We start from the raw sequence: 25736 nt of genomic DNA, 5'->3' as shown, positions 1-25736 counted from the left end.
CCTTTCCACAAGTGGCTGCATTTGTCCAGCAAAGGACAGGCCACAGGCCGGGGTTAGTGCGGCGTCACGGGCCAGATCTTGTTCAGATCAGACAAACCGGTACGGATCAGATGGCGCAGCACCGTCAGATCAATATCGCTCAGCTTGTTCACATAGAGACAGCTTTTCCCGCATTTGTGTTTCCCGAGATCACCCAGAAAATCGGCATAATCCTGATACCCCGGCATGATATAGATCGAAAAATTCGCCTTTCTGGGGCTGAAACCCGTGGCAAGAAAATCGCCTTCCCGCCCGGATGCATATCGATAGTGATAGCGCCCGAAACCCACAATGGAAGGCCCCCACATCACTGGATCAAATCCGGTCTCATCCTGAAACAACGCAAGCAACTCCAGCGCATCGGCTTTTCGGCGGTCCGGAACAATGCCTTCCAGAAAGGCAGATGGGTCCATTTTGGTCGGAACTGTCTTATTACTCGACATATCACGCCTTTTTTACCTATAATGCGACACATTTTTGCAAAATATCTGTGCAATTCTTAAAATCGGACTATTATCGATTTTACCAATTATTCTGGGAGCCTCACCATGAAACTGAAGACACCTCACATCAATCGTCGCTCTGTTCTGCTCGGAGCATCTGCCCTACCCCTGTCAGCGGCGCTCGCCTCACCTGCTTTGGCGGCCGCGGACATGATGGGCGTCGGATCGACCCGCTTTAACCGTATGAAGCTGGGAAACTTCGAAGTCACCACACTTCTCGTTGGAACACGAACAGTTGAAGGCCCGCACAATATCTTTGGCCTCAATGCATCAGACGAAGACTTTGCTTCGGCCTCTGCCCAAGCCAACATTCCAACCGACAAAGCCCAGTTCTTCTTTACGCCGACCGTCGTAAACACCGGTTCGGAGCTTGTCCTGTTTGACACTGGCCTGAACCCCGACTCGATCACCGGCGCGCTGAAGGCCGCGGGATATTCCCCGGATCAAATCGACACGGTCGTCATCACCCACATGCATGGCGACCATATTGGTGGTGTTGCCGGCGAAAACGGGGTGACCTTCCCGAACGCCCGTCACGTGACCGGCGCTGTTGAATTTGATGCATGGAGCAAAACAGACGGCAACAAAGCCTTTGAAGCCAAGCTGCGCCCCAATGCAGAGCGTTTCGACATGATTGACGATGGTGCCTCGGTTGCGTCCGGTATCACGGCGGTTGCCGCCTTTGGTCACACACCCGGTCACATGACATACAGACTGGAAAGCGAAGGCAAGCAGCTTCACCTCGCAGCTGACTTTGCCAACCACTATGTCTGGTCGCTTGCGCGTCCCGATTGGGAAGTCAAATTCGACATGGATAAATCTGCTGCGGCTCAAACACGCCGCAAGATGCTGGATATGATGGCAGCCGACAAAATTCCTTTTGTTGGATACCACATGCCATGGCCAGCGGTTGGATATGTCGAGACAAAGGACGATGCTTTCCAGTATGTTCCCGCGAGTTACCAATTGATGATGTAAAATGCGCGACATTCTGACAATTACGCTAAATCCGGCGGTGGACCTGTCCACCGCCGTTGACGTTGTAACCGCCGGACCAAAATTGCGATGTGCCCGTCCACGCACAGACCCCGGTGGGGGTGGTATCAATGTGTCGCGCGCCATCCGCGAGCTTGGGGGCAACAGCCGGACCTTTGTCGCTCTGGCCGGACATACTGGTGACAAGCTGGCCGAGCTTTTGGCAATGGAAGGCATATTCTGTTTGTCATTCAAAGGTCCGGGTGAAACACGCCAAAGCCTTGCCGTGACGGATACGACCACCAATGAACAATTCCGCTTTGTGATGCCCGGCCCTGAATGGTCGCAACCGCAGGCCGAGGCGTTGCTTGAGACCCTGTCGGAGCATGTGCAGGAAGGCTCACTGGTGATCCTGAGCGGCAGCCTGCCCCCCGGAATGCCCAACGGTTTTCTGGCAAAACTTTGTGACACGGTTCATACGAATGGCGCCGACCTTGTTGCGGACCTGTCCGGCGACCCGCTTACGCGATTGGTCACGGACAAAACTGTGAGGGCACATATCCTTCGGATGGATCAACACGAGGCCGAGACCCTCAATGGCGCGCCTTTGCCCAGTCGTGCCGAAACGGCGGACTTTGCACAAAGCCTGATCCACAAGGGTGCGGCGACGTTGGTGATTGTTGCCAGAGGGGCAGATGGCTCGGTTCTGGCAACCAGCGACACCGCCCTGCATGTGGCCGCAGCGGACGTTCCGGTCAAAAGCAAAGTCGGTGCCGGTGACAGCTTTGTCGGCGCCTTCACACTTGCATTGGCGCAAGGGAGCCCCCTTGCAAACGCCATGCAGCGTGGAGCAGCGGCGGCCAGTGCCGCCGTGATGACGGAAGCAACCGAACTCTGTCGTCGTGAAGACGTCGACAGATTGACAAGTGATTGTAAAATAACCCCGATTTACGGCTGCTTTGACGAGTGACAGGTTGCGCGACAAGGGGACACCCCGCCACGCAACCCGCTCTAGTCAGGACTTGTCGCGAAACCTGTTCACAATCGGATAACGCCGGTCCAGCCAGAAGGCCTTTTTCGACAAACGTGCGCCCGGAGCAGACTGGAACCGTTTGTATTCACTGATATAAAGCAGATGCTCGACGCGCTTTACGGTGTCCCGTTCAAAGCCGGCCGCAACGCAATCGGCCACCGAGCGCTCTTCATCCACCAGCATTGTCAGGATAGCGTCCAGCACGTCATAGGGCGGCAGGCTGTCTTCGTCTTTTTGATCGGGTCGCAACTCCGCAGAGGGCGGCTTGTCGATGATCGATACCGGAATGACTTCGCCCGCAGGGCCCATCATCCAATCGCGTTTTGTACAATTCCGCCACCGTGAGGTTTCAAAAACGCGCGTTTTGTACATGTCCTTGATCGGGTTATAGCCGCCCGCCATGTCGCCATAGATCGTGGCATAGCCGACCGCGACTTCGGATTTGTTGCCAGTCGTCAGCAGCATCTCGCCAAATTTGTTCGACAGGGCCATCAACAAAAGTCCACGCAGGCGGGATTGGATGTTTTCCTCGGTCAGCCCTTCTTCGGTGCCTGCAAACAGCGGTGCCAAGGTGTTGGTGATGGCCTGACGCCCTTCGGCGATCGGCACGTAGTCATAGCGACAACCCAGACGCTCGGCGATGTCTTTGGCGTCATCCAAAGATGCCTGAGAGGTGTATTCAGACGGCAGCATGACGCAACGGACATTTTCCGCGCCCAGCGCATCCACTGCAATCGTCGCAACAAGCGCCGAGTCGATACCACCGGACAGACCAAGCAGCACCTTCTTGAAACCGGTTTTGCCCATATAGTCGCGCAATGCCTCGACACAGACGCGATAGTCCTGTTCTTCCCCCGAAGGCAGCAAAGCCTTGTCACCGGGCAGTGCGCGCCAGCCGTCATCGGTGCGTTCGAAATCAACATGCACCGTCATTTCGTCAAACACGGGCAGTTGCACCGCCAGCTCTCCGCCGGGGTTCAGCACAAATGAGCCACCGTCAAAGACCTGATCGTCCTGACCACCCACCATGTTCAGATAAACAAGAGGCAGCCCCGTTTCGACAACACGTGCCACCATATGGTTCATGCGCCGGTCGAATTTATCCCGGTAATAGGGCGACCCGTTGGGCACCAAGAGAAACTCTGCGCCGCTTTCCTCAAGGGTTTCGGCGACATCTTCAAACCAGGCGTCTTCGCAAATCGGGCTGCCTATGCGGGTATTGCCCACGGCATACGGCCCCCCGAGAGGACCAGAGTCAAACAAACGCACCTCGTCGAACACGGTATAGTTCGGCAGGTGGTGCTTGAGTTGCCGGCTGACGATGCGACCCTTGTTCAGAATAAAGTATGCATTATAGAGCTTGTCGCCTTCGGCGAAGGGGCCGCCAATGGCAAGGGCCGGACCATCGGCGCAAGATTCGGCCAGTTTTTCAACCTCGGCCATAGCCGCAGCCTGCAAAGCCGGCTTTTTGATCAGGTCTTGAGCGTTGTACCCCACAATGAACATCTCGGGCAGCGCCACGAGATCTGCGCCAGCTTTTTTGCCTTCTTGCCAAGCGGCAAAGGCCTTGGCAGCATTGCCTTCGAGGTCCCCCATCGTGGGGTTGGCCTGCGCCATGGTCAGGCGGAATCTGTCGGACATGTGGTCCTCCTGTCGCGTCTCTTGCAGCAGATTTAACAGAACCCAGCGCGAGGAAAAGTGTAAACAGCCAAAAGACGTTGCCCAGAGCCGCGCGCTGATTTAGGTTTCTCCCAAGGCTGCATGCCAGCATGGGATGGACCCTCGGGGGCAAGAAGAATGAAAAACAGACAGGCAATGAAGATTGCAGCAATGACGCTGTTACTTGGTACGGCTACAGCTGTTTCGGCGCAGGACGGGGATATCCTGACCAAGCAGTATGATGACGGTGGCGTTTACGAAGGCACGTTCAAGGGCGGATTGCAGCACGGAATCGGCACGTATCGCCTGCCGAACGGCTATGAGTACGTTGGCGAATGGGTCGACGGCGATATCAAAGGCAAGGGTCAGGCGCGGTTTCCGAACGGATCCATTTACGAGGGCCAGTTTGCCAAAGGCAAACCCGAAGGCATCGGCAAGATCACCTTTACCGATGGCGGCACCTATGAAGGCGAATGGAAAGACGGCAAGATCAACGGCACCGGCGTTGCGATCTATGCCAACGGTGTGCGTTTCGAGGGCGGTTTCCTGAACGCGATGCACCACGGCAAAGGTGTCATGACCAGCCCCGGCGGCTATGTCTATGACGGTGACTGGGTCAATGGTGTCAAAGAAGGCATGGGGCGGATCACCTATCCGGATGGCGCGATCTATGCGGGCCAGATTGTTGCCGGCGAACGCGAAGGTGACGGCAAGCTGACCATGCCGGACGGATTGATCTATGAAGGTCTGTGGCGTGCCGGACAAATCGAAGGGACGGGTGTTTTGACCCAACCCAACGGCGATGTCTACGAAGGCCAGCTGGTTGCGGGACAACGCGAAGGCACCGGCAAAGTGATTTACGCCAATGGCGATATCTATGAAGGCACGTTCCAGGCGGACAAACGCGATGGTCAGGGCACATTTACCGGCTCTGACGGATATACCTATGTCGGCAGCTGGGTGTCCGGCCATATCGAAGGCGATGGTCAGGTGACCTATCCGGACGGATCGATCTATGTGGGCCAGTTCCGCAATGATCTGGCCGATGGCACGGGGAAAATCACCTATCCTGACGGGTCGGCCTATGACGGCGGTTGGAAAAACGGCGTTATCGAAGGCGAAGGAACGGCCACCTATGCCAACGGGCTTGTCTATACGGGGTCTTTCCTGAACGCGCGCAACCACGGCAAAGGTGTGATGACCTATGCAGACGGCTATCGCTATGAGGGAGACTGGCAAGACGGCCAGCGTCACGGCAACGGCATGGCCACCTATCCGGACGGAACGGTCTACGAAGGCCAGTTTGCTGACGGTCAACGCCACGGCACTGGTGAAATCCGCATGCCCGACGGGTTCAAATATGCAGGTGCGTGGGCAAGTGGCGAAATCAGCGGCAAAGGTGTTGCGACCTATGCCAACGGAGATGTCTATGAGGGCATGTTCAAAGCCGGCAAACGTCAGGGCGAAGGCACGATGCGCTATGCAACAGGCGAAGAGGCCACGGGCGACTGGGAAGATGGCGCTTTGAAAACAGACGGCTAACGCGCAACCGGCAAGGTTGGACAGAAATGAAGGGGTGAGATCAGGTCTCGCCCCTTTTTGTTTGCGCAGGCGCCATTACCATTCGATCGGTGTGCCATCCCACGCGAAAAAGCCGCCGGTCTCTTTCACGTCAAGGCGCTGCAATACAGACAAAAGGCACGCCGCACTTTCGCTTGGCAACAGCTTGTTGGGCGCTTCAAAGGCGGCGGTAAAACGCGTGGCCACGGTACCGGGATGCAACGCGACACAGATCGATTGCTTGTGACTGCGCGAAAGTTCAATCGCGACGCTGTGCACCAGCTGGTTCAACGCGGCCTTGGAGGCGCGATAGGAATACCAGCCCCCCAGACGGTTGTCCCCGATTGATCCCACCCGTGCAGACAACGCGGCAAACACGGCACGGCGATCACGTGGCATCAAACGCGCGGCGTGCCGCATCACCAACGCAGGCCCGATCGTGTTCAGCGTAAATTGCTGTGCCAACTCGGCGGCGCTCAACTCTCTTAGCGATTTTTCAGGCGTCTGACGGGTTGAAGTGAGTGCCCCCGTCGCGACCAGTATCATGTCAAACGGCCCCGAGAGGTTGCCAAGCAAGGCATCCACACCTTCGGGGTCGGCAAAATCAAATCCGTCGCGACCACGGGACAGACCCGTGACCGACACATCCTGCGAGCGCAGCTCTTTTGACAGAGCTGCGCCAATCCCGCCGGTGTCACCAATAATCAAAGCGCGTTTCATGACAGGAAAGCTAGAACGCGCCTTGGGAATGACAAGCCTTATCCGATGCGGATATGCCCGAGGTGAGAGGGAGGCGTGACCTGCGCCAGATTGCGCGGGTCGGACACCGGCGCACCAAGTTGAAGCGACACAGGTACAACCCCTGCCCAGATCGGCAAGGCATAGTCGGCCTCGTCATCGGCGGGCTGTGCATCGCGCAGCTTGGCCGAGGCTTCGGTCAATGGCATCCGAAACACGGCGGTGGCCTTGGATTCCTGAGACTGCATGGGGCGCAGGATGTCCCACCGTCCTGGGAACATGTGATCGAACATGGCCTTCATACGGGCGTTTTTGGCATCCGTATCAGTGATCTGTTCGGCTTCGCCAAAGATCATGACGGATCGTTGATTGACCGAATGATGCAGCGCGGAGCGCGCCAGAACAAACCCATCCAGAATCGACACGGTCATACAGACCTGTTGCCCCTTCATGGCGCGCAAGGCGCGGCTGGCGGATGAACCGTGCCAATAGACATGACCCCCCTCGCGCCATTGCAAGGTGGGCAAAACAGACGGCGTGCCATTCATGACATAGCCAATATGGGCCAGCGGCATGGCATCCAGAACGGCATTGATTGTGTCACGTTCATAAGACCCCTTCTCGCGCAGTCTGCGCAGGCGGGTCCGTTCTGTTTGCTCCAGGACGTCAGGTGCCATCTTCATTCTCCTTCTGCTGGCCTGGGGCAACAGATAGGCCGCCACTGGAAGATCATTAAGGTCCGGAAAGGATTAATTTGAGCATACCAATTTTCACCGGTTCCGGACGATTTCCGTCGCGCGCAAAAAGCCCGATTTGAGGGTTTTCATTTACCCAAAGGCATGTATATTTCACAGCATGATGACCAAGGCACATATCGCAGCACCCGCACAGCGCATTCGCGCTGCGATTCTGGCCGACCTTCTTCTCCTAGCCCGCCTCTGAGCGTGCCGTTATAGGCGCGACCGCTCAGAGGATCGTCGCTTCGCGCCAAGGCATCAGGAGAAAAAAGAGAGATTTCCAAATGAACGATACTGCCCAACAAGACCGCGTCTTGATCTTTGACACGACCCTGCGTGACGGCGAACAGTCGCCCGGCGCGACCATGACCCATGACGAGAAACTCGAAATAGCAGGCATGCTGGACGAGATGGGCGTGGACATCATCGAAGCCGGGTTCCCGATTGCTTCGGAAGGGGACTTCAGAGCCGTCAGCGAGATTGCCAAAAACGCGAAAAACAGCCGCATTTGCGGGCTGGCGCGTGCGAACTTTGCCGATATTGATCGATGCTGGGAGGCTGTGAAACACGCCGAGAAAAACCGCATCCACACGTTTATCGGCACCTCGGAACTGCACCGTGCGATCCCGAACCTGACCATGGACGAAATGGCGGACAAGATCCACGAAACCGTCAGCCACGCGCGTAACCTGTGTGAAAACGTGCAATGGTCCCCGATGGATGCCACACGGACCGAATGGGATTACCTGTGTCGCGTGATCGAAATTGCCATCAAAGCCGGCGCGACTACGATCAACATTCCTGATACGGTTGGGTATACGGCGCCAGTTGAAAGCGCTGATCTGATCAAACGGCTGATCGAAACTGTGCCCGGTGCCGATGAGGTGATCTTTGCCACGCATTGTCACAATGACCTTGGCATGGCGACGGCGAACTCGCTGGCTGCTGTTGAAGGGGGCGCGCGTCAGATCGAGTGCACCATCAACGGTCTGGGCGAACGCGCAGGCAACACCGCCCTTGAAGAAGTGGTCATGGCCCTGAAGGTGCGCAATGACATCATGCCTTGGCACACAGGGATCGACACCAGAAAGCTGATGCAAATCTCGCGTCGTGTGGCGACTGTGTCGGGCTTTCCGGTGCAATTCAACAAGGCCATCGTCGGTAAAAACGCCTTTGCCCACGAGTCGGGCATCCATCAGGACGGCATGCTGAAGAACAAGGAAACCTTCGAGATCATGCGCCCCGAAGATGTGGGCCTGTCCGGCACTTCCCTGCCCTTGGGCAAACACTCGGGACGGGCGGCGCTGCGTGACAAACTCGAGCATTTGGGCTTTGAGGTTGGCGACAACCAGCTGAAAGACGTATTTGTCCGGTTCAAGGATCTTGCCGACCGCAAGAAAGAGGTTCTGGACGATGACCTGATCGCGCTGATGCGTGTCGGCGGCGACGATGAAAACGATGCCCTAAAGCTGGTCTCGATGAAAGTTGTCTGCGGCACGGGCGGTCAGGCGGAAGCCACCGTTGAAATGGAAATCGATGGCAAGGACATCTCGGCGACTGCGTTTGGGGATGGGCCGGTTGATGCCACGTTCAAAGCCATTCGTGATCTGCATCCAAACCAGGCACGCCTGCAATTGTATCAGGTTCATGCCGTCACCGAAGGCATGGATGCACAGGCCACCGTTTCGGTTCGGGTCGAAGAGGACGGCATGGTCGTGACCGGTCAATCGGCAGATACAGATACCGTGGTGTCGTCGGCCAAAGCCTATATCAATGCGCTGAACCGTCTGGTCGTGCGACGCGCCAAAATGGGCGAAGGTGTCGATGCAAAAGAAATCTCGTATCGCGACGTGACCTGATCAACGCCATATTCCAAAAGATTTTCGGGCTGCCTTCGGGTGGCCCGTTTTGTTTTCCGGACAGCCAAACCCTGCGCAGGTGATCCGGCTGGCGCGGTATTCGGCGGCAGGTCGCGCCCCCTTGCTAACCATATTGAGTTTAAAAAGTTTGATCGAAACAGATTCTCCGCGCAGACTGTGAACAGGGCGGTCTATTTTGTGCCGCTTCTAACATTTTCGGGAGTGATTGGAGGAAAGCGCGTATGATAGGTTTAATGAAACGAGCGGCATTTGCCGCAACGCTGTCCATGGGGATGATGACATCCTCAATGGCGCTCGCAGCGGATACACCCAACTTTTTGGTGATATGGGGGGATGACGTCGGCTATTGGAACGTCAGCGCCTATAACCAAGGCATGATGGGGTACGAAACCCCCAACATTGACCGGATTGCAAACGAAGGCATGCTGTTCACGCACTCTTATGGTGAACAGTCCTGTACTGCGGGGCGCGCATCCTTTGTGACAGGCCAGTCCGGGTTCCGGACCGGATTGCTCAAGGTGGGTCTTCCCGGTGCCAAAGAAGGCATGTCGGAAAAAGACCCCACCATTGCCGAGTATATGAAGTCGAAAGGCTATATGACGGGGCAATACGGCAAGAACCACCTTGGCGACCGCGACGAGCACCTTCCGACCAACCACGGGTTTGATGAGTTCTTTGGCAACCTCTACCACCTGAATGCCGAAGAAGAGCCGGAAAGCGTGGACTATCCCAAGGATCCGGAGTTTCGCGAAAAGTTCGGCCCGCGTGGTGTGATCAAATCCTCGTCTGACGGCACTGTCGAAGACACCGGCCCGCTGACCCGCAAACGCATGGAGACGATTGACGAAGAAGTCACCGCAGGTGCCATCGACTTTATGAACCGTGCGGTTGAGCAGGATAAGCCGTTCTTTCTATGGTACAACACCACACGGATGCACATTAACACCCACCTGAAACCCGAAAGCCAAGGCGTGACGGGTCTCGGCATTTATCCGGATGGCATGGTCGAGCACGACAAAATGGTTGGCCAAATGCTTGACCGTCTTGACGAGCTTGGGATCGCGGACAACACCGTTGTGATGTATTCCACGGACAACGGCGCCGAAGTGTTCAGCTGGCCTGATGGGGGCACAACCCCCTTCAAAGGTGAAAAGAACGACAACTGGGAAGGCGGATACCGCGTGCCCATGATGATCAAATGGCCCGGCGTGATCGAGCCCGGACGCAAGTCCAACGAGATCATCAGCCACCTTGACTGGTTCCCGACATTCATGTCCGCCCTTGGCGACACTGACATGAAAGAGCGGATGCTCACCGAGGCACCCTTTGGCGAAGGCAACGAGCCGGTTCATCTCGATGGCTATGACTTCATGTCCTACTTCAAGGGTGAAGCCGAAGAAGGCCCTCGCAGAGAGTTCTTCTATTTCTCTGACGGTGGTGATCTCGTGAACCTGCGCTATGACCGCTGGAAACTGGTGTTCGCCGAACAGCGCGCGGAAGGTTTTGATGTTTGGGAAGAACCCTTTGTTCCCCTTCGTGTTCCCAAGCTGATCGATCTTTACAGCGATCCTTTCGAGCGCGCGCAGGAAGAAGCTTCCGGATACACCAACTGGCGCTTTGAGCGGCTCTATCTTCTGGTGCCGGCACAGGTCTTTGTCGGGGAATTCCTCGAGACTTTCGTGAAATACCCCCCTCGTCAGAAGCCAGCCAGCTTCTCGATTGATCAGGTTCTCGAAGGACTGCAGCGCAATCAGGGCGGCTAAGGCCCCCGACGCGGTAAAAACACAAAAAGGGCGCCGATTCTGGTGCCCTTTTTCGTTGGCGCACACCACAGATCGGACGAATTTCAAGGCAATGGCGCATGCTGTTCGGGCATTCAGCCAACTTCCACCTTTGAACATGGCGGATTCACGCGCATTTGTACTGATCCGGGGCTTCCACAACCGTGCGCCCGCCCATATAAGAAGGTCGCCCCCTCTCGCCAGAGTCGCGGGTCAATTCTATATTCTGCGGGAACAAAAAACACATGCTGGGAAATCTGGGCGGCCTGTTCACCTCTGACATGGCAATCGACCTCGGAACGGCGAATACGCTGGTCTATGTCAAAGGCAAGGGCGTGATCCTGTCTGAACCATCTGTTGTGGCCTATCACGTCAAAGACGGCGTTAAAAAGGTTCTCGCAGTTGGCGAAGATGCCAAGCTGATGTTGGGTCGGACCCCCGGATCGATCGAGGCCATCCGCCCGATGCGTGACGGTGTGATTGCCGACTTTGACACTGCGGAAGAAATGATCAAACACTTTATCCGCAAGGTGCACAAACGCTCGACCTTTTCAAAACCAAAGATCATCGTCTGTGTCCCCCACGGTGCCACCCCCGTTGAAAAACGCGCGATCCGCCAGTCGGTTCTGTCTGCTGGCGCACGCCGTGCGGGTCTGATTGCCGAACCCATCGCAGCAGCGATTGGCGCAGGCATGCCGATCACCGATCCAACCGGCAACATGGTTGTGGATATCGGCGGCGGCACCACCGAGGTGGCCGTTTTGTCGTTGGGCGATATCGTTTATGCCCGCTCGGTCCGCGTTGGCGGAGACCGGATGGACGAAGCCATCATCAACTACTTGCGTCGCAACCAAAACCTTTTGGTTGGCGAAGCAACAGCAGAGCGCATCAAAACCCAGATCGGCACGGCACGTATGCCCGACGACGGGCGCGGCACGTCGATGCAAATCCGTGGGCGTGACCTTTTGAATGGTGTGCCCAAGGAAACCGAAATCAGTCAGGCACAGGTTGCCGAAGCTTTGGCCGAACCTGTTCAGCAAATCTGTGAAGCGGTGATGACCGCATTGGAAGCGACACCTCCGGATCTGGCGGCGGATATTGTGGATCGCGGCGTGATGTTGACCGGTGGCGGTGCATTGCTCGGGGATCTTGATCTGGCGCTGCGTGAGCAAACCGGTCTGGCCGTTTCGATTGCAGATGAATCGCTGAACTGCGTGGCTATGGGCACGGGCAAGGCGCTGGAATACGAAAAACAGCTGCGTCACGCGATCGACTATGACAGCTAAGCCGTGATTGGCGCGGGCAAAGAGCTCGTGCTAGGCTGATGTTATCTTTCCTGAATGGGGGGCGGTGTGGCCAAAGACCGGACACAAGGCGAAGACTTTATTGGCCCGCTAAAACGTCTTTTGCTGGCCATTCTTCTGCTGTGTCTGCTTGGTATTTTTCTTGTTTGGCGCATCGATAGCCCACGGGTAGAACGGTTCCGCGCACAGGTGGTCGACAAGGTGGTGCCCTCGTTCGATTGGGCCATGGCACCGGCGACGGGCGCTGTGGATTTGTTCCGCGACTTTCAAAGCTATCAACGTATTCTTGAGCAAAACGCCGAATTGCGCCGTGAACTTCAGCAAATGAAGGCATGGAAAGAGGCGGCTTTGCAGCTCGAACAAGAGAACGCCCGCCTTCTTGACCTTAATAACGTGCGCCTTGATCCCCGCCTGACCTTTGTGACGGGCGTTGTTCTGGCCGACAGCGGATCTCCGTTCCGGCAGTCCGTTCTGTTGAATATCGGGGCGCGTGACGGCATCGTTGATGGCTGGGCCGCAATGGATGGCATTGGTCTTGTCGGGCGGATCGCGGGCGTGGGCCAGTCCACCAGCCGCGTGATCCTTTTGTCGGACAGCTCAAGCCGCATTCCTGCCCTGATCCAGCCCTCGGGTCAGACAGCATTGATCGTGGGCGACAACACGATTGCGCCCTACATCGATTTTCTGGAAAACGACGACAAGGTGCGTCCCGGTGACCGCGTTGTCAGTTCCGGAGACGGCGGTGTCTTTCCGAGCGGTCTTTTGATCGGTCAGGTTGCAACAGACCCCGGCGGGCGGTTGCGCGTGCGTCTGGCTGCGGATTACGAGCGGCTCGAATTCCTGCGAGTGTTGCGGGATCATGGTCAGGACAGGCCACAAAACCACGGCGGCATTGTACGCCCGTCAAACCTGCCTTCGGACCCTTTACCAGAAGAACCGCCCACCCCATCCGAGGCTCAGGATGGGTAGCGCCAGCGCCTCGCGCAAATGGCGAATGCGCTTTCTCTATGTCCTGCTTGGCGTCGGGATACTGTTTTTGCAGTTGCTGCCGCTTAGCCATGTGCCGCAAGGCTGGGCCGGACCGGATTTCATTGTTGTTCTGACCATCGTCTGGGCCGCACGACGCCCCGAGTTTGTTCCGGTAGTTGCTGTCGCGGGCGTTGTTTTGCTAGCTGACTTTGTACTGATGCGCCCACCGGGGTTGATGGCCGCCATCATGGTTGTGGCGCGGCAGATGATGCGACGCCAGTCACACGGCCTGCGTGACAGCACCTTTGCCAACGAATGGCTGACCGCGAGTGCCATTCTGATTGGGATTGCCGTTTTATACAGGCTGGTTCTGGCAGTGTTTCTGGTTGATCAGGCGCCATTGGGCCTGAGTGTAATGCAGGCCTTCATGAATGTCGCTGTGTATCCTTTGGTCGCGATCCTGTCACAAGTGCTGGTGAATGTGCGCAAGCTCAGCCCCGGTGACGATGACACATTGGCAGGTGCCACATGAGACGCGCCCCCACGGATGTTGCCGAGACACAAAAACGCTTTACCCGGCGGGCGCTTTTGCTGGGCGGTGCCCAGATCGGATTTATGGCCCTGCTGGGTCTGCGCATGCGCCATTTGCAGGTGGATCAGGCCGATCAGTACCGTCTGCTGGCAGAAGAAAACCGTATCAACATCCGTCTGATCCCTCCGGCGCGCGGTGAAATCTATGACCGGAACGGCGTGCCTGTGGCGCGCAATGTCCAGTCTTACCGCATCACAATTGTGCGGGAAGATGCCGGTGATATCGACTCGGCCCTGACGCGGCTTTCGTCGCTTGTTGAACTGGACGAAGACGATGTGAACCGCGCGGTGACCGAGATGAAGCGGTCGGCGCCGTTTCTGCCTGTGACCATCGCTGATCGCGTCAGTTGGGACGAGATGAGCCGCGTCGCTGTGAACAGCCCTGCCCTTCCGGGGATCACTCCAGAAGTCGGCCTGTCGCGCACCTATCCCTTGGCGGGGGATCTGGCGCATGTTGTTGGCTATGTCGGCCCTGTCAGCGATTATGACCTGTCCAAGATCGAAAACCCCGACCAGCTGTTGCGCATTCCGCGTTTCCAGATCGGCAAGGTCGGCATCGAAGCCAAGCGTGAAACCGAGTTGCGCGGCAAGGCCGGCACAAAGCGGGTCGAGGTGAACGCTGTCGGGCGCGTGATGCGCGAATTGGACCGTCGCGAGGGCGAAGCGGGCGACGACTTGCAACTGACCATCGATCAGCGTTTGCAATCCTATATCCAGCTGCGCCTTGGCGAAGAAAGCGCCGCAGCGGTTGTCATGGATTGCCGGAACGGGGATCTTCTGGCCGTTAACTCGTCTCCGACATTTGATCCCAACCTGTTTGTCAGTGGTATCTCGGTTGCCGATTACCGGTCGCTGACCGAAAATAAATACCGCCCTCTGGCTGCCAAGTCGGTTCAGGGCACCTATCCCCCCGGATCGACCTTCAAAATGGTGACCGCTTTGGCCGCGCTTGAGGCCGGATTGGTCTCTGCCGAAGACACCGTGTATTGCCCGGGCCATCTTGAAGTGGCGAACCGGCGGTTTCACTGCTGGAAACGTGCCGGACACGGGCACATGAACCTGCAAACCGCCCTGCGCGAAAGCTGTGACGTCTATTTCTACGAGATTGCGCTTGAGCTGGGCATCGACAAGATTTCGGCAATGTCCAGCAAGCTTGGACTGGGCGAGCGGTTTGATTTGCCGATGTCAGGTGTGGCACGCGGATTGAACCCCACCAAAGACTGGAAGCAAAGCGTGCGTGGCGCGTCCTGGGTGATCGGTGATACGGTGAACGCCTCGATTGGGCAAGGGTTTGTTCTGGCCTCGCCTTTGCAGCTTGCCGTGATGACAGCGCGTCTCGCTTCCGGATTGGAACTCATGCCGCGGATCGTGAAATCGGTCAACGGGGTCGAACAGGGCATCGCGGACTCCGCCTCTCTTGGGCTGAACGAAAACAACCTGCGCCATATCCGGCGTGCCATGTTCTCGGTGTCGAACAACCGGCGCGGCACGGCCTATGGCAGCCGCGTCATCGAAGATGCCTATCGGATGGCCGGAAAAACCGGAACAAGCCAGGTGCGTAATATTTCGGCCGCGGAACGGGCCAAGGGTGTTTTCCGCAACAAGGATCTGCCTTGGGAGCGGCGCGACCACGCGTTGTTTGTCAACTTCGCCCCCTATGATGATCCAAAGATTGCCGTGGCTGTCATCGTTGAACATGGCGGAGGCGGCTCAACAGCTGCCGCGCCAGTGGCGCGCGATATCACCTTGCAGGCCCTCTATGAAGGCGACCCGCCCCTGTCCGCCTATCCGACCAAGGACCGAACGCGTATCGAAGCACAGCAGAAACGCATCAGAGAGATGATGCCGGACCGGCAGGGCAAGCGCAGCGGAGACCGAGCATGAGTTATCTTGAGTATACCGTCAAATCCGCCCCGACGGGTCTGCGCAAAATCCTGTTTCTGAACTATCCGTTGCTCTTGCTGCTTGCCGCTGTTTGTGGCGTGGGTTTCACCATGCTCTATTCCGTTGCAGGGGGGTCTTTTTCGCCTTGGGCCGAGCCACAGATCAAACGCTTTTTGGTTGGATTTGCGGTGATGGTGGGGATCGCCATGGTGCCGATCTGGTTCTGGCGCAGCATTTCCGGAGCGGCCTATCTCGGGACGATCCTTTTGTTGGTACTGGTCGAAGTCATGGGCAGCGTCGGCATGGGCGCACAGCGCTGGATTGATCTGGGCTTTATGCGGTTGCAGCCGTCAGAGCTTATGAAGATCACCTTGGTGATGGCCCTGGCGGCCTATTACGACTGGCTGCCTACGGAAAAAACCTCGCGCCCGTTGTGGGTTTTGTTACCTGTTATTTTGGTCCTGTTCCCGACGGCGCTGGTTTTGCGCCAGCCCGACCTTGGCACATCCCTTCTTTTGCTGATCGGAGGGGCCATGGTGATGTTTATGGCAGGCGTGCATTGGGCCTATTTCGCAGCTGTTGGCGGGATGGCCGCCGGTCTGGTCTTTGCGGTTTTCCAGTCACGTGGCAGCACATGGCAATTGCTGAAAGACTATCAGTATCGCCGGATCGACACCTTTCTTGATCCGTCCAGTGATCCGCTGGGCGCAGGGTATCACATCACGCAGTCCAAAATCGCCTTGGGCTCTGGTGGCTGGACCGGACGCGGCTTTATGCAGGGCACCCAGTCCCGGCTGAACTTTTTGCCCGAGAAGCACACCGACTTTATCTTTACGACACTCGCAGAAGAGTTCGGGTTTATCGGCGGGGTTTCGTTGCTGGCGCTTTACGGGTTGATCATCGTCTTTGGCCTTGTTGCAGCGGTGGCGAACAAGGACCGCTTTTCGTCACTGCTCACCTACGGCATTATTTCAACGTTCTTCCTGTTTTACGCTGTGAACATGTCGATGGTCATGGGCATGGCCCCTGTTGTGGGTGTGCCCTTGCCATTGGTGTCTTACGGGGGATCGGCGATGCTGGTTTTGATGCTGGCTTTTGGTCTGATCCAAAGCGCATCCGTGCACCGCCCGCGATAACGAAACGGCTCCCGCCCTTTTGGGACCGCATCAAGATGCGTTCAAAAACGTTGGGCCGTGCCTCGCTCCGCTCGGCGGGTGCATAGATCCGGAAAAGATCACGCGAAAAGGGCAAGGCGTACTTGAAGTGTGGGCCCTTTTGTGGCCTCACTTGCCCTCGTAGCCGCCTTGTGTCTTTCCCAGACTTGGAGATTTTCTCACCATGATCAATGTTCTGTTTGCCGCCAAAACCGAACGGTGGAACACCTATGAAACCCCGTTGCGCACAGCGTTTGCAGAACAGGATCTTGAGGTAGATCTGCGCACCGAATTTCCGCCGGAAGACGTGGATTATATCGTCTATGCGCCCAATGGGGATTTGCACGACTTCACGCCGTTTACACGCTGCAAGGCCGTGTTGAACCTGTGGGCTGGTGTGGAAGATGTCGTGGGGAACCAGACGCTGAGCCAGCCTCTTGCGCGGATGGTTGACTATGGTCTGACGCAGGGCATGGTCGAATGGGTCACAGGGCATACGTTGCGCCACCATCTTGGCATGGATCAGCACATTTTGGGCCAAGACGGCGAATGGCGTTCGTTTGTACCACCCTTGGCAGAAGACCGGCGCGTGACCATTCTGGGGCTGGGCACGTTGGGGCTGGCCTGCGCCAAAGCGCTTATTGGACTGGGCTTTCCCGTGACAGGGTGGAGCAGAACCGCAAAGGACATTGAAGGGATCACCTGTTTAAACGGTCCTGACGGGCTCAGGGAAGCGGTTTCGACGGCGGATGTTCTGATTTTGCTGTTGCCCAATACGGCCGCCACGGAAAACACAGTGGATTCACAGGCCTTGGCCGACATGCCCGAAGGGGCCTTTATCATCAACCCCGGACGTGGTCCCCTGATTGACGATGACGCGTTGCTCATGGCGCTAGACAGCGGGCATATTGCCCATGCCACACTGGATGTTTTCCGGATCGAGCCGTTGCCCGCAGATCACCCCTATTGGAGCCATCCGAGGGTGACAGTCACCCCGCATATTGCCTCGGAAACGCGCCCCAGTTCGGCATCACGGGTGATTGCAGAGAATATCCGGCGCGGTCAGAGTGGCGAGCCCTTCCTGCATCTGGTGGATCGCGGTGCTGGCTACTAATCCAGACGTCTTTGAAGCCCCGCGCAACACCCTCTACGCGGTTTGACGGGGCGGACGCGGCCGAGCGCAGCGAGGCTTGGCCCAACCTTTTTGAACGCATCTTGATGCGGACCTAAAAGGGCGGAAGCCCGCGAGATCCCTAGCGCAGTTTGGGTGGGTTATCCGGGTCGCTGCCCGGTGCGACAGGCACATATTCGGACGGCTTGGGCGCCTCGGGCAGATCAAACCGCAATCCAGCCCGTGCCAGTTGGGCCGAAACGGGATCGGACGCATCAAAGAACCCCACATCCAGCGCCCCAGCCTCTACTCCGGAAAACGTCAGGGCCTCGGAAACGGCCTTGGCCAGAGCGCCATGGGCTTCGGGGATCGCCCCGACGAAGCCCAGCATGTGGCTGCGGGCGCCGGTGTCATAGACAACACCGACCAGAAACGCCATTTGCGCAAGCCCGACAGCCGTCGACAGCTTTTGATCCAGCGCCGTCACCAGCATTTCCGGCAATCCGGCGGGCGCGGTGAATTCCTCGGGGCGGGCTTCCACTTCGTCGGGGGCGTGTGTCAGCGTTTCTGCGAGCCAGCTGACCGCTTCTGGCGGGATCAGGATCGAAGATGGCGCCACCTCGAGGTTCACACCAAGGCCAATCCCCTGCCCGTCCAGCATCGATGCAATCACGCGCCCCGAAAGGGCCGCGTATGGTGCCGCTTTTCCGACAAACGCTGACAACCGCTCTTCCGTGTCGAACACCAACACAAACGAATGGTCCGACAGGTCAAACATTTCCGGTGCGATGCGATCGTCTTCTGCTTCTTTGCTTAACAGCAAGAAAAGCTCGGCATCCGCAAGTCTTTCGTAGAACCGCAAACGGGCAGCGTCATCGGCAGGGTTGGCCTCCATCGCAGCATGGCTGATGTCCAAAGGCGTTGCAGTATCGCTCATCGCAGAATGTCCTTGATCCGTGTCCTCAGGTCGGGCAGCAATTCCGCTTCGAACCAAGGGTTTTTCTTCAACCATGCCGTATTGCGCCACGACGGATGTGGCAAGGGAAAGACGTCGGGCGCATGGTCGCGCCATGCCTTGACCGTGTCTGTAACGGTCTTTTTCTGCCCCAAATGCCATTTTTGCGCATATCCGCCCACCAACAGCGTCAACCTGACTTGCGTCATGGAGGCCATGGCGCGGTCGCGCCACGTATGGGCACAGATTGGCGGTGGGGGCAGATCGCTGCCCTTTGCGTTATAGCCCGGAAAACAAAACGCCATTGGCAGAATGCCGATCCGCGCCTGATCGTAAAAGGCAACCTCATCCAGCCCCATCCAGTCGCGCAACCGGTCCCCTGACGGGTCGGTGAAGGGGCGTCCGCTTTTGTGCACCTTTGCTCCGGGTGCCTGACCAACGATCAGCACCCGTGCGGATGGCTGGAACCACACCACAGGGCGCGGGTCATGCGACGTTGCCGTCGCTGCAAACCGGTCCGCGCACAGCCGACAGGCCTGTATGTCTTGCAAAAGGGACATGCCCCCACATTGGGGCAAAGACGCACGTCTGAAAAGCACATGGACCTATATTTCGACATTTATCGAAATAAAACTTGCGTGACGCAAATAATTCGATATTTCTAGAAATATGAAACATGATTCGACAGACGACATCTCTTTGACCATTGCAGCCTCGACCTTCGCGGCTCTTGGTTCGGAACAACGCCTTTCTGTTCTGCGGTGCCTTGTGCGCGCCGGACATGACGGGCTGAGCATCGGGGAACTGGGCCAACGCACAGGCGTAACCGGATCAACCCTGACACATCATATGAAGATTTTGGCCCAGGCGGGCCTTGTCGTTCAACAAAAACAGGGCCGTTCGATCATTTGTGCGGCCGTGGCTTATGACGAGATCCGCAATCTCTCGAATTTCCTGCTCAAGGAATGCTGTGCAGACAGTGCGGATGCCAATGAGGATCAAAACAATGGCTGAACTCTCGCAATCCCCGACCCCGCTGTCATCGCGGCTGGCCAAAATCGACAAGGCATGGGCGGCACTTGTGCTCATTTTGATCGCGGTCGCCGTATTTGATACGCCGCAATTCATCCCGACGGTGGATTTTGCCTGGGGTGCCTTGCAGGGCACCGCACCTTTCATTCTTTTTGCCGTGTTTGCGATTGGCTATCTCAAGGCAACGGGCGCAGAGAACCTGCTGGCAAAGGCTTTTGTGGGGCGCGAAACCCATATGATTTTGTTTGCGGCGTTGCTGGGTGGGCTATCCCCATTCTGTTCCTGCGAAGTGATCCCGTTTATTGCCGCGCTTCTGGCCGTGGGTGCCCCGTTGTCGGCGGTTATGGCATTTTGGCTGGCTTCCCCCTTGATGGACCCGGCGATGTTCGCGATCACCTCGGGCACATTGGGGTTTGATTTCGCAATTGCGAAAACCTTCTCGGCTGTGGGTCTGGGTCTGTTGGGTGGTGGTCTGACCATGTTGTTCGCCAAAAGCGCCGTTTTCGTCGACCCTTTGCGCGAAAAACCCCAGATCGGCGGATGCTGCGGCGTCAAACAACCCTTTTCCGGGCAACCTGTCTGGGCCTTCTGGAAAGAAGCGGATCGTCGTGAAACCTTCAAGGAGGCAACCATTGAAAACGGTGTGTTCCTGCTGAAGTGGCTGGCACTGGCCTATACCATCGAAGCCCTGATGATCCACTATATCCCGGCCAGCCTGATCGCGAATGTCTTGGGTGGGGAGGGTCTTGGCACAATTCTTCTGGGCGCGCTGGTTGGTGCACCGGCCTATCTCAACGGCTATGCCGCTGTGCCTCTTGTGGACGCCCTTTTGGCACAAGGCATGTCCAACGGCGCGGCCATGAGCTTTATGATTGCGGGCGGTGTAAGCAGCATCCCGGCGGCCATCGCCGTATGGGCCTTGGTCAAGCCCCGCATATTTGCAGCCTATCTTGGCTTTGCCTTGTTAGGGGCGTTTCTGGCCGGACTCACCTGGCAATTCGTTGCCTGAGGTCAGAAACACAAAGGAGGGGGCGCGATCTTTCGTACCCCCTCTTGCGTTGCCCGCCTATCTGTTTTCGGTTACCCCTAGGGAAAACGCGCTAACAGTGGGGATATTGACGGGATGTATCGCGTCTGGAATTTTCTGACGAACTATTCGCTTCTTTTGATTTTGGGCGCGCTTATCGCGCTCGTCTGGGCGAATATTGACTATGAGAGCTACCATCATTTTGTAGAATTCAAAATCTGGGATCATGCTCCGATTGGTCACTATCACGATGGTCACCGCACCCTGACCCTACACTATCTGGTCAATGATCTGTTGATGGCTTTCTTCTTTGCAATCGCTGCAAAAGAGGTATGGGAAGCCGTTATTCTCAAAAACGGGTCCCTGCGGGGATCAAAGGCCGCGACACCGCTGTTTGCCACAGCGGGCGGCATGTTTGGCCCGATTGGCGTGTACCTTGGTCTCGCATTCCTGTTGGGCTCTGACACCTATAGCGCGGTTGCGAATGGTTGGGCGATCCCGACAGCAACCGACATTGCCTTTTCCTATCTTGTCGGGCGTCTGGTCTTTGGTGCCGGACACCCTGCGGTGCGGTTCCTCTTGTTGCTGGCCATTGCAGACGATGCGGCCGGGCTGATCATTCTGGCGATTTTCTATCCTTCGGGCGAACTAGCACCAGAATGGCTCTTGGTCTCTTTTGGGGCCTGTATTGCAGTGTTTGTGCTGTTCAACTGGCTTCCGAGACGGCTTGACCGTGGCAATCAGGCGCGTCCGAACTCGACATGGATGCGCAAGAATTTGCATTTCCTCCCGTACCTGTTGGGGGCTGCGATCAGCTGGTATGCCTTTATGCGTTCGGGTCTTCATCCTGCGCTTGGGCTTTTGCCGGTGGTTCCGACCATACCGCATGCGGACCGCGCATTTGGCATCTTTTCCGAAGCGGAACGTCACCTGCACGATTTGCTGAACGTGATTGAACATGCGCTCAAACATCCGGTTGAGATCGTCCTGTTCTTTTTTGGGCTGTGCAATGCCGGTGTGCAGATGTCCGCCATTGGCGATGCGACATGGCTTGTTCTGGCGGGTCTGCTGATCGGCAAACCAGTTGGTATCTTGGCGATGGGGTGGCTTGCCGCCGTTCCTTTGCGGCTTGGCCTTCCTGAAGGTATGCGGATCATTGACCTTGTGGTGATCGGATGTGTCGCGGCGATTGGCTTTACCGTGTCTCTTTTTGTGGCCTCGGTCGCCTTCGATGCCGGTCCGGTTCAAGACGCCGCAAAAATGGGTGCGCTGTTTTCTTTTGCTGCGGCAATCGTTTCAATTATCGCAGGAAAAGTGTTCCGGGTTGAGAAACGGGATCTCTAATGTTGCGCAACCTGCCAGCCCTCGCACAACGCAGGGGCGAGTAAAGTCGCGACAATTCTTTCAATAAAACAAAAACCGATGCAATTGCGTCGGTTTTTTGCCATGCATCGTCAAATTATCGCCGCAAGGCGTTGCTATTGATAGGTGCAATCCGACATATTACGCCCAAAGACGCCGAACAGAGCGTTAACAAAACTCCTGTAACCAGGAGGGGCAGAGCAGAGCCGGAGCGATAAATGCTCGAATTTGAGAACGTCAGTAAGTCCTTTTGGACAGGTACCCAGCGCAAGATCATCCTTGATCGTGCGTCTTTCCGTGTGGAACTCGGGAATTCTCTCGGGATTCTCGCGCCAAACGGCACGGGCAAGACCACTTTGGTCAATATGATCGCCGGATTGGAAAAGCCCGATGAGGGCGAGATTCGGCGCAGTTGCCGCATTTCGTTTCCGCTGGGCTTTATGGGGGGCGTTGTGAACCGCCACTCTGCCGTCGACAACAGCCGCTTTATCGCGCGTCTTTACGGGCTTGATCCGGATTATGTCGAAGCCTTCTGTCGCTGGCTTTGTAACCTTGGCGAATACTTTGAACAGCCCCTCGGCACGTATTCGACGGGGATGCGGGCGCGTTTCACCTTTGCGCTGATGCTGGCGCTGGACTTCGATATGTATCTCATCGACGAAGGCATGCCTGCCTCGACCGATGTCGACTTTAACCAAAAGGCCGGTGCCATCCTCAAAGAGCGGCTGCGCACCACAACGATTATCATAGTATCGCACAAGCCCGACGTGCTCGAAAAGTTCGCACGCTCAGCTGCGGTTTTGCTGAATGGGCAATTGTATATGTTTGACAGCTTGGAAGAGGCGAAGCAGCTTTATGACTACCAAACCCAAGGCTAAAAAGTTCAGGATCCGTCGCAGCCCTCAGGCAGGTGCCGCGCCAGAAGAGGTCCGTCCGGCCGCGAACCAGTCCCGCGACCTTCCAAGTCACCGTTTCACCGGTCAGACGACTGACGCGGCGGATGTTCCACGACAGACACCGCCTCCTGCTGCGGTTGCAGCCCCCGAAGCCCGCCAGCCGCGCCCTCAGGCAAAGCCGCAACAACCTGTGCAGTCGCAGCCACCGGTGCAGCCACAACCGGCGCCCGCCGCTGCCCCACAGACAGATGTGGCCATTACACCTGAACAAGAAGTTGACGCCATCAAACGAGAAGGTTTGACAGGCCGCCAATTGCGCATGGCACGGCGCGTTGCCCAGAAAAACGGTTTGGCGGCGACGTCAGACTATGACGCCGTACGTCTGTTGCGGGCCAATGGAATTGACCCGTTCCAACGCAAGAACATGCTTGAACTCGTGTCCATGGACACACCCGCGCAAGGTCAACAGGCCGAAAGCCAAGGCCGTGTCCAGCTTCCCCAGACCATGGCGATGCACAAAGAGACCCTGCCCTCGGCAGATATGATTTCTCCGATGGACCGCCGTGCGCGCGAGATTGGTGATATTCAACGGGATATGGCCCGCCGTCGCCGTCGCAAAATGCTTTTGCTGTTGGCACGTCTGTCCGTTTTCGTGTTCTTGCCAACGCTTTTGACCGGCTGGTATTTCTATGCCATCGCCACACCGATGTATTCGACCAAGTCGGAATTCCTGATCTTGCAGGCCGACACGGCCACGGCTTCGGGCTTTAGCTCGTTGTTGTCCGGCACACAGTTTGCCACCAATCAGGATTCCATCGCCACACAATCGTATCTTCAGTCCAAAGACGCGATGACGCGGCTGGATCAGGACAAAGGGTTCAAGGCGGTCTTTTCCGACCCGACCATCGATCCCATTCAACGCCTTCCCGAGGCCCCCTCGAATGAACAAGCCTATAAGCTTTACAAGAAATACGTAAAGCTGGGGTACGACCCAACCGAAGGCGTGATCCGGATGGAAGTCGCGGCACCGGACCCGGATATCGCGGCCCAGTTTTCCCGCAAACTGATCTCATATGCGGAAGAACGCGTTGACGATCTGTCCCAGCGTAAACGTGAAGACCAGCTTCGCGATGCCCGCAAAAGCCTTGATGAAGCGCGCGACGAACGCCGCGAGGCCCAACAGCGACTTGTCACGCTTCAGGAAGGTACGATCATTGACCCTGAAGGGGTGATTTCCAGCCTGCGCTCGCAAATCAACAACATCCAGATCCAGTTGCAGGAAAAAGAACTGCAACTCGCCGCGCTGCAGGACAACCCGCGCCCGAACAAGGCCCGTGTTGATGGGGTTCGTGGCGACATCGGACGTCTGAGCAAGCTGCTTTACAAGCTTGAAGACAAAATGACGGATGCCACCGCCGGCGAGTCTTCGCTTGCGCAAAAGACAGCTCAGATTCAAATGCTGCAGGCAGACCTTGCCACAGCCGACATGATGATGCAGACCTCGTTGCAGACGTTGAAACAAACGGAACTGGAGGCGAACCGCCAAGTGCGCTACCTGACCATCAGTGTCGAACCTGTGGCCTCGGAAGATCCGAGTTATCCACGGGCCTTCGAAAACACAATTTTGGCTTTCCTGATTTTTTCGGGCATCTACCTGATGATTTCTTTGACGGCCTCCATCCTTCGCGAACAGGTTTCTTCCTAACTCATGAAACATATCGAAATTGCCAACCTGAACGTCGGAAACGACCGACCGTTGCTGGTCATCGCCGGCCCGTGCCAACTCGAAAGTGCGGATCACGCACAGATGATTGCCGGCACCATGAAAGAAGCCTGCGATGCTGCAGGCGCCCAGTTCGTCTTTAAGGCGTCCTATGACAAAGCGAACCGCACAAGCGCTTCTGGCATACGCGGTCTAGGCATTGATGAGGGCCTTAAAGTTCTTCAGGGCGTGAAAACGGCGATCGGCGTGCCGGTGCTGACTGACGTGCACACCGAAGCACAATGCGCCCCCGCTGCCGAAGTTTGTGACATCCTTCAAATCCCCGCATTTTTGTGCCGCCAGACCGATCTGTTGTTGGCGGCCGGAAAATCCGGAGCGGTTGTAAATGTCAAAAAGGGGCAGTTCCTCGCGCCTTGGGACATGGACAACGTGGTGTCCAAAGTCGAAAGCACGGGCAACGAAAAAATCATGCTCACCGAACGTGGCACATCGTTCGGATACAACACCCTTGTCACCGACATGCGGGGCCTGCCCAGAATGGCCAAGACGGGTTATCCCGTGATCATGGATGCGACGCATTCTGTACAACAGCCAGGCGGCCAAGGCGGATCTTCCGGCGGTCAACGCGAGTTTGCACCTGTTATGGCGCGTGCTGCCGTTTCGCTCGGAATTGCCGGAGTTTTCATCGAAACCCACCAAGATCCCGACAATGCACCGTCAGATGGGCCGAATATGATACATTTACATCATATGCCTGCGCTAATTGACACGTTGATGGCTTTTGACAAGCTAGCTAAATCGAACCCGATTCACATCTGATTCA

The 25736-nt window shown here is 56.8% G+C and carries 23 protein-coding genes; 17 read left to right on the top strand and 6 right to left on the bottom strand.

The genetic code is table 11. From position 1 onward, the window contains the following. Positions 1 to 53: 53 nt before the first annotated feature. Complete coding sequence (locus PH7735_RS14965) at positions 54 to 482, bottom strand: DUF1801 domain-containing protein (protein ID WP_058312199.1); 429 nt, start codon at positions 480 to 482, stop codon at positions 54 to 56. Positions 483 to 587: 105 nt separating this feature from the next. Between PH7735_RS14965 and PH7735_RS14960 the strand changes: the two genes are divergently transcribed. Together PH7735_RS14960 and PH7735_RS14955 are read left to right on the top strand one after the other, a co-directional pair. Then, entirely contained in the window at positions 588 to 1520 is a 933-nt protein-coding gene (locus tag PH7735_RS14960; RefSeq protein ID WP_058312198.1) for an MBL fold metallo-hydrolase, read from the top strand. Position 1521: 1 nt separating this feature from the next. Then, the gene (locus tag PH7735_RS14955) at positions 1522 to 2487 is read left to right on the top strand and encodes a 1-phosphofructokinase family hexose kinase (protein ID WP_058312197.1); all 966 of its coding nucleotides are present in this window, start codon (positions 1522 to 1524) and stop codon (positions 2485 to 2487) included. 45 nt (positions 2488 to 2532) lie between these two features. Here the strand turns inward: PH7735_RS14955 and PH7735_RS14950 are convergent, their stop codons facing one another. Beyond that, entirely contained in the window at positions 2533 to 4191 is a 1659-nt protein-coding gene (locus PH7735_RS14950) for an NAD+ synthase (RefSeq protein ID WP_058312196.1), read from the bottom strand. Between the two features lie 189 nt (positions 4192 to 4380). On the opposite strand from PH7735_RS14950, the gene PH7735_RS14945 reads away from it, so the two are divergent. Further along, the gene (locus tag PH7735_RS14945) at positions 4381 to 5751 is read left to right on the top strand and encodes an MORN repeat-containing protein (RefSeq protein ID WP_233488323.1); all 1371 of its coding nucleotides are present in this window, start codon (positions 4381 to 4383) and stop codon (positions 5749 to 5751) included. A 75-nt stretch (positions 5752 to 5826) separates the two neighbouring features. On the opposite strand, the gene PH7735_RS14940 is transcribed toward PH7735_RS14945, so the two are convergent. Continuing rightward, positions 5827 to 6489 (bottom strand): SDR family NAD(P)-dependent oxidoreductase, encoded by a 663-nt coding sequence (locus PH7735_RS14940; protein WP_058312194.1) that lies wholly within the window; start codon positions 6487 to 6489, stop codon positions 5827 to 5829. A 38-nt stretch (positions 6490 to 6527) separates the two neighbouring features. Then, positions 6528 to 7184 (bottom strand): pyridoxamine 5'-phosphate oxidase family protein, encoded by a 657-nt coding sequence (locus PH7735_RS14935; protein ID WP_082645256.1) that lies wholly within the window; start codon positions 7182 to 7184, stop codon positions 6528 to 6530. 344 nt (positions 7185 to 7528) lie between these two features. Here PH7735_RS14935 and PH7735_RS14930 point away from each other — a divergent pair, with 344 nt between their 5' ends. From PH7735_RS14930 to PH7735_RS14895, 8 genes are all read left to right on the top strand, one after another. Further along, on the top strand, positions 7529 to 9103 hold the full coding sequence (locus tag PH7735_RS14930) for a 2-isopropylmalate synthase (protein WP_058312192.1): 1575 nt from the start codon (positions 7529 to 7531) through the stop codon (positions 9101 to 9103). Positions 9104 to 9357: 254 nt separating this feature from the next. After that, the gene (locus PH7735_RS14925) at positions 9358 to 10887 is read left to right on the top strand and encodes an arylsulfatase (RefSeq protein WP_082645255.1); all 1530 of its coding nucleotides are present in this window, start codon (positions 9358 to 9360) and stop codon (positions 10885 to 10887) included. Between the two features lie 263 nt (positions 10888 to 11150). Next, entirely contained in the window at positions 11151 to 12191 is a 1041-nt protein-coding gene (locus tag PH7735_RS14920) for a rod shape-determining protein (RefSeq protein ID WP_058312190.1), read from the top strand. Between the two features lie 66 nt (positions 12192 to 12257). Further along, positions 12258 to 13178: a rod shape-determining protein MreC gene (gene mreC / locus PH7735_RS14915; RefSeq protein WP_058312274.1), complete on the top strand. Its 921-nt coding sequence runs from the start codon at positions 12258 to 12260 to the stop codon at positions 13176 to 13178. Between the two features lie 25 nt (positions 13179 to 13203). Next, positions 13204 to 13710 carry a rod shape-determining protein MreD gene (locus tag PH7735_RS14910; protein WP_145865348.1) on the top strand — a complete coding sequence of 169 codons (507 nt, stop codon included), beginning with the start codon at positions 13204 to 13206 and terminating at the stop codon, positions 13708 to 13710. Continuing rightward, complete coding sequence (gene mrdA, locus PH7735_RS14905) at positions 13707 to 15653, top strand: penicillin-binding protein 2 (protein ID WP_058312188.1); 1947 nt, start codon at positions 13707 to 13709, stop codon at positions 15651 to 15653. Before PH7735_RS14910 ends, mrdA begins: the two co-directional genes overlap by 4 nt. Then, complete coding sequence (gene rodA, locus PH7735_RS14900; RefSeq protein ID WP_058312187.1) at positions 15650 to 16789, top strand: rod shape-determining protein RodA; 1140 nt, start codon at positions 15650 to 15652, stop codon at positions 16787 to 16789. The genes mrdA and rodA overlap by 4 nt, the downstream gene beginning before the upstream one ends. Before the next feature lie 202 nt (positions 16790 to 16991). After that, on the top strand, positions 16992 to 17921 hold the full coding sequence (locus PH7735_RS14895) for a 2-hydroxyacid dehydrogenase (protein ID WP_058312186.1): 930 nt from the start codon (positions 16992 to 16994) through the stop codon (positions 17919 to 17921). Between the two features lie 139 nt (positions 17922 to 18060). Here PH7735_RS14895 and PH7735_RS14890 read toward each other — a convergent pair whose 3' ends face one another. Both PH7735_RS14890 and PH7735_RS14885 read right to left on the bottom strand, forming a co-directional pair. Beyond that, positions 18061 to 18855 (bottom strand): SseB family protein, encoded by a 795-nt coding sequence (locus tag PH7735_RS14890; protein WP_058312185.1) that lies wholly within the window; start codon positions 18853 to 18855, stop codon positions 18061 to 18063. Next, on the bottom strand, positions 18852 to 19433 hold the full coding sequence (locus PH7735_RS14885; RefSeq protein ID WP_058312184.1) for a uracil-DNA glycosylase family protein: 582 nt from the start codon (positions 19431 to 19433) through the stop codon (positions 18852 to 18854). The genes PH7735_RS14890 and PH7735_RS14885 overlap by 4 nt, the downstream gene beginning before the upstream one ends. A 109-nt stretch (positions 19434 to 19542) precedes the next feature. On the opposite strand from PH7735_RS14885, the gene PH7735_RS14880 reads away from it, so the two are divergent. From PH7735_RS14880 to kdsA, 6 genes are all read left to right on the top strand, one after another. Beyond that, positions 19543 to 19887, top strand: a complete 345-nt coding sequence (locus PH7735_RS14880; protein WP_058312183.1) for an ArsR/SmtB family transcription factor — start codon at positions 19543 to 19545, stop codon at positions 19885 to 19887. Then, the gene (locus tag PH7735_RS14875) at positions 19880 to 20914 is read left to right on the top strand and encodes a permease (protein WP_058312182.1); all 1035 of its coding nucleotides are present in this window, start codon (positions 19880 to 19882) and stop codon (positions 20912 to 20914) included. The genes PH7735_RS14880 and PH7735_RS14875 overlap by 8 nt, the downstream gene beginning before the upstream one ends. Before the next feature lie 114 nt (positions 20915 to 21028). Beyond that, a complete protein-coding gene (locus tag PH7735_RS14870; protein WP_058312181.1) occupies positions 21029 to 22276 on the top strand; it encodes a Na+/H+ antiporter NhaA in 1248 nt (415 codons plus the stop codon). Between the two features lie 236 nt (positions 22277 to 22512). Next, positions 22513 to 23172: an ABC transporter ATP-binding protein gene (locus tag PH7735_RS14865; protein WP_058312180.1), complete on the top strand. Its 660-nt coding sequence runs from the start codon at positions 22513 to 22515 to the stop codon at positions 23170 to 23172. Beyond that, positions 23150 to 24895 (top strand): KpsE/RkpR family capsule polysaccharide export protein, encoded by a 1746-nt coding sequence (locus tag PH7735_RS14860; RefSeq protein ID WP_058312179.1) that lies wholly within the window; start codon positions 23150 to 23152, stop codon positions 24893 to 24895. Before PH7735_RS14865 ends, PH7735_RS14860 begins: the two co-directional genes overlap by 23 nt. A 3-nt stretch (positions 24896 to 24898) precedes the next feature. Beyond that, a complete protein-coding gene (gene kdsA / locus PH7735_RS14855) occupies positions 24899 to 25732 on the top strand; it encodes a 3-deoxy-8-phosphooctulonate synthase (protein ID WP_058312178.1) in 834 nt (277 codons plus the stop codon). The last annotated feature ends 4 nt before the right edge of the window (positions 25733 to 25736 follow it).

It is taken from the genome of Shimia thalassica (genome assembly GCF_001458215.1).
In the GTDB taxonomy this organism is placed as follows: Bacteria; Pseudomonadota; Alphaproteobacteria; order Rhodobacterales; family Rhodobacteraceae; genus Shimia; species Shimia thalassica.
This window is presented reverse-complemented; position numbering and strand designations above follow the sequence as displayed.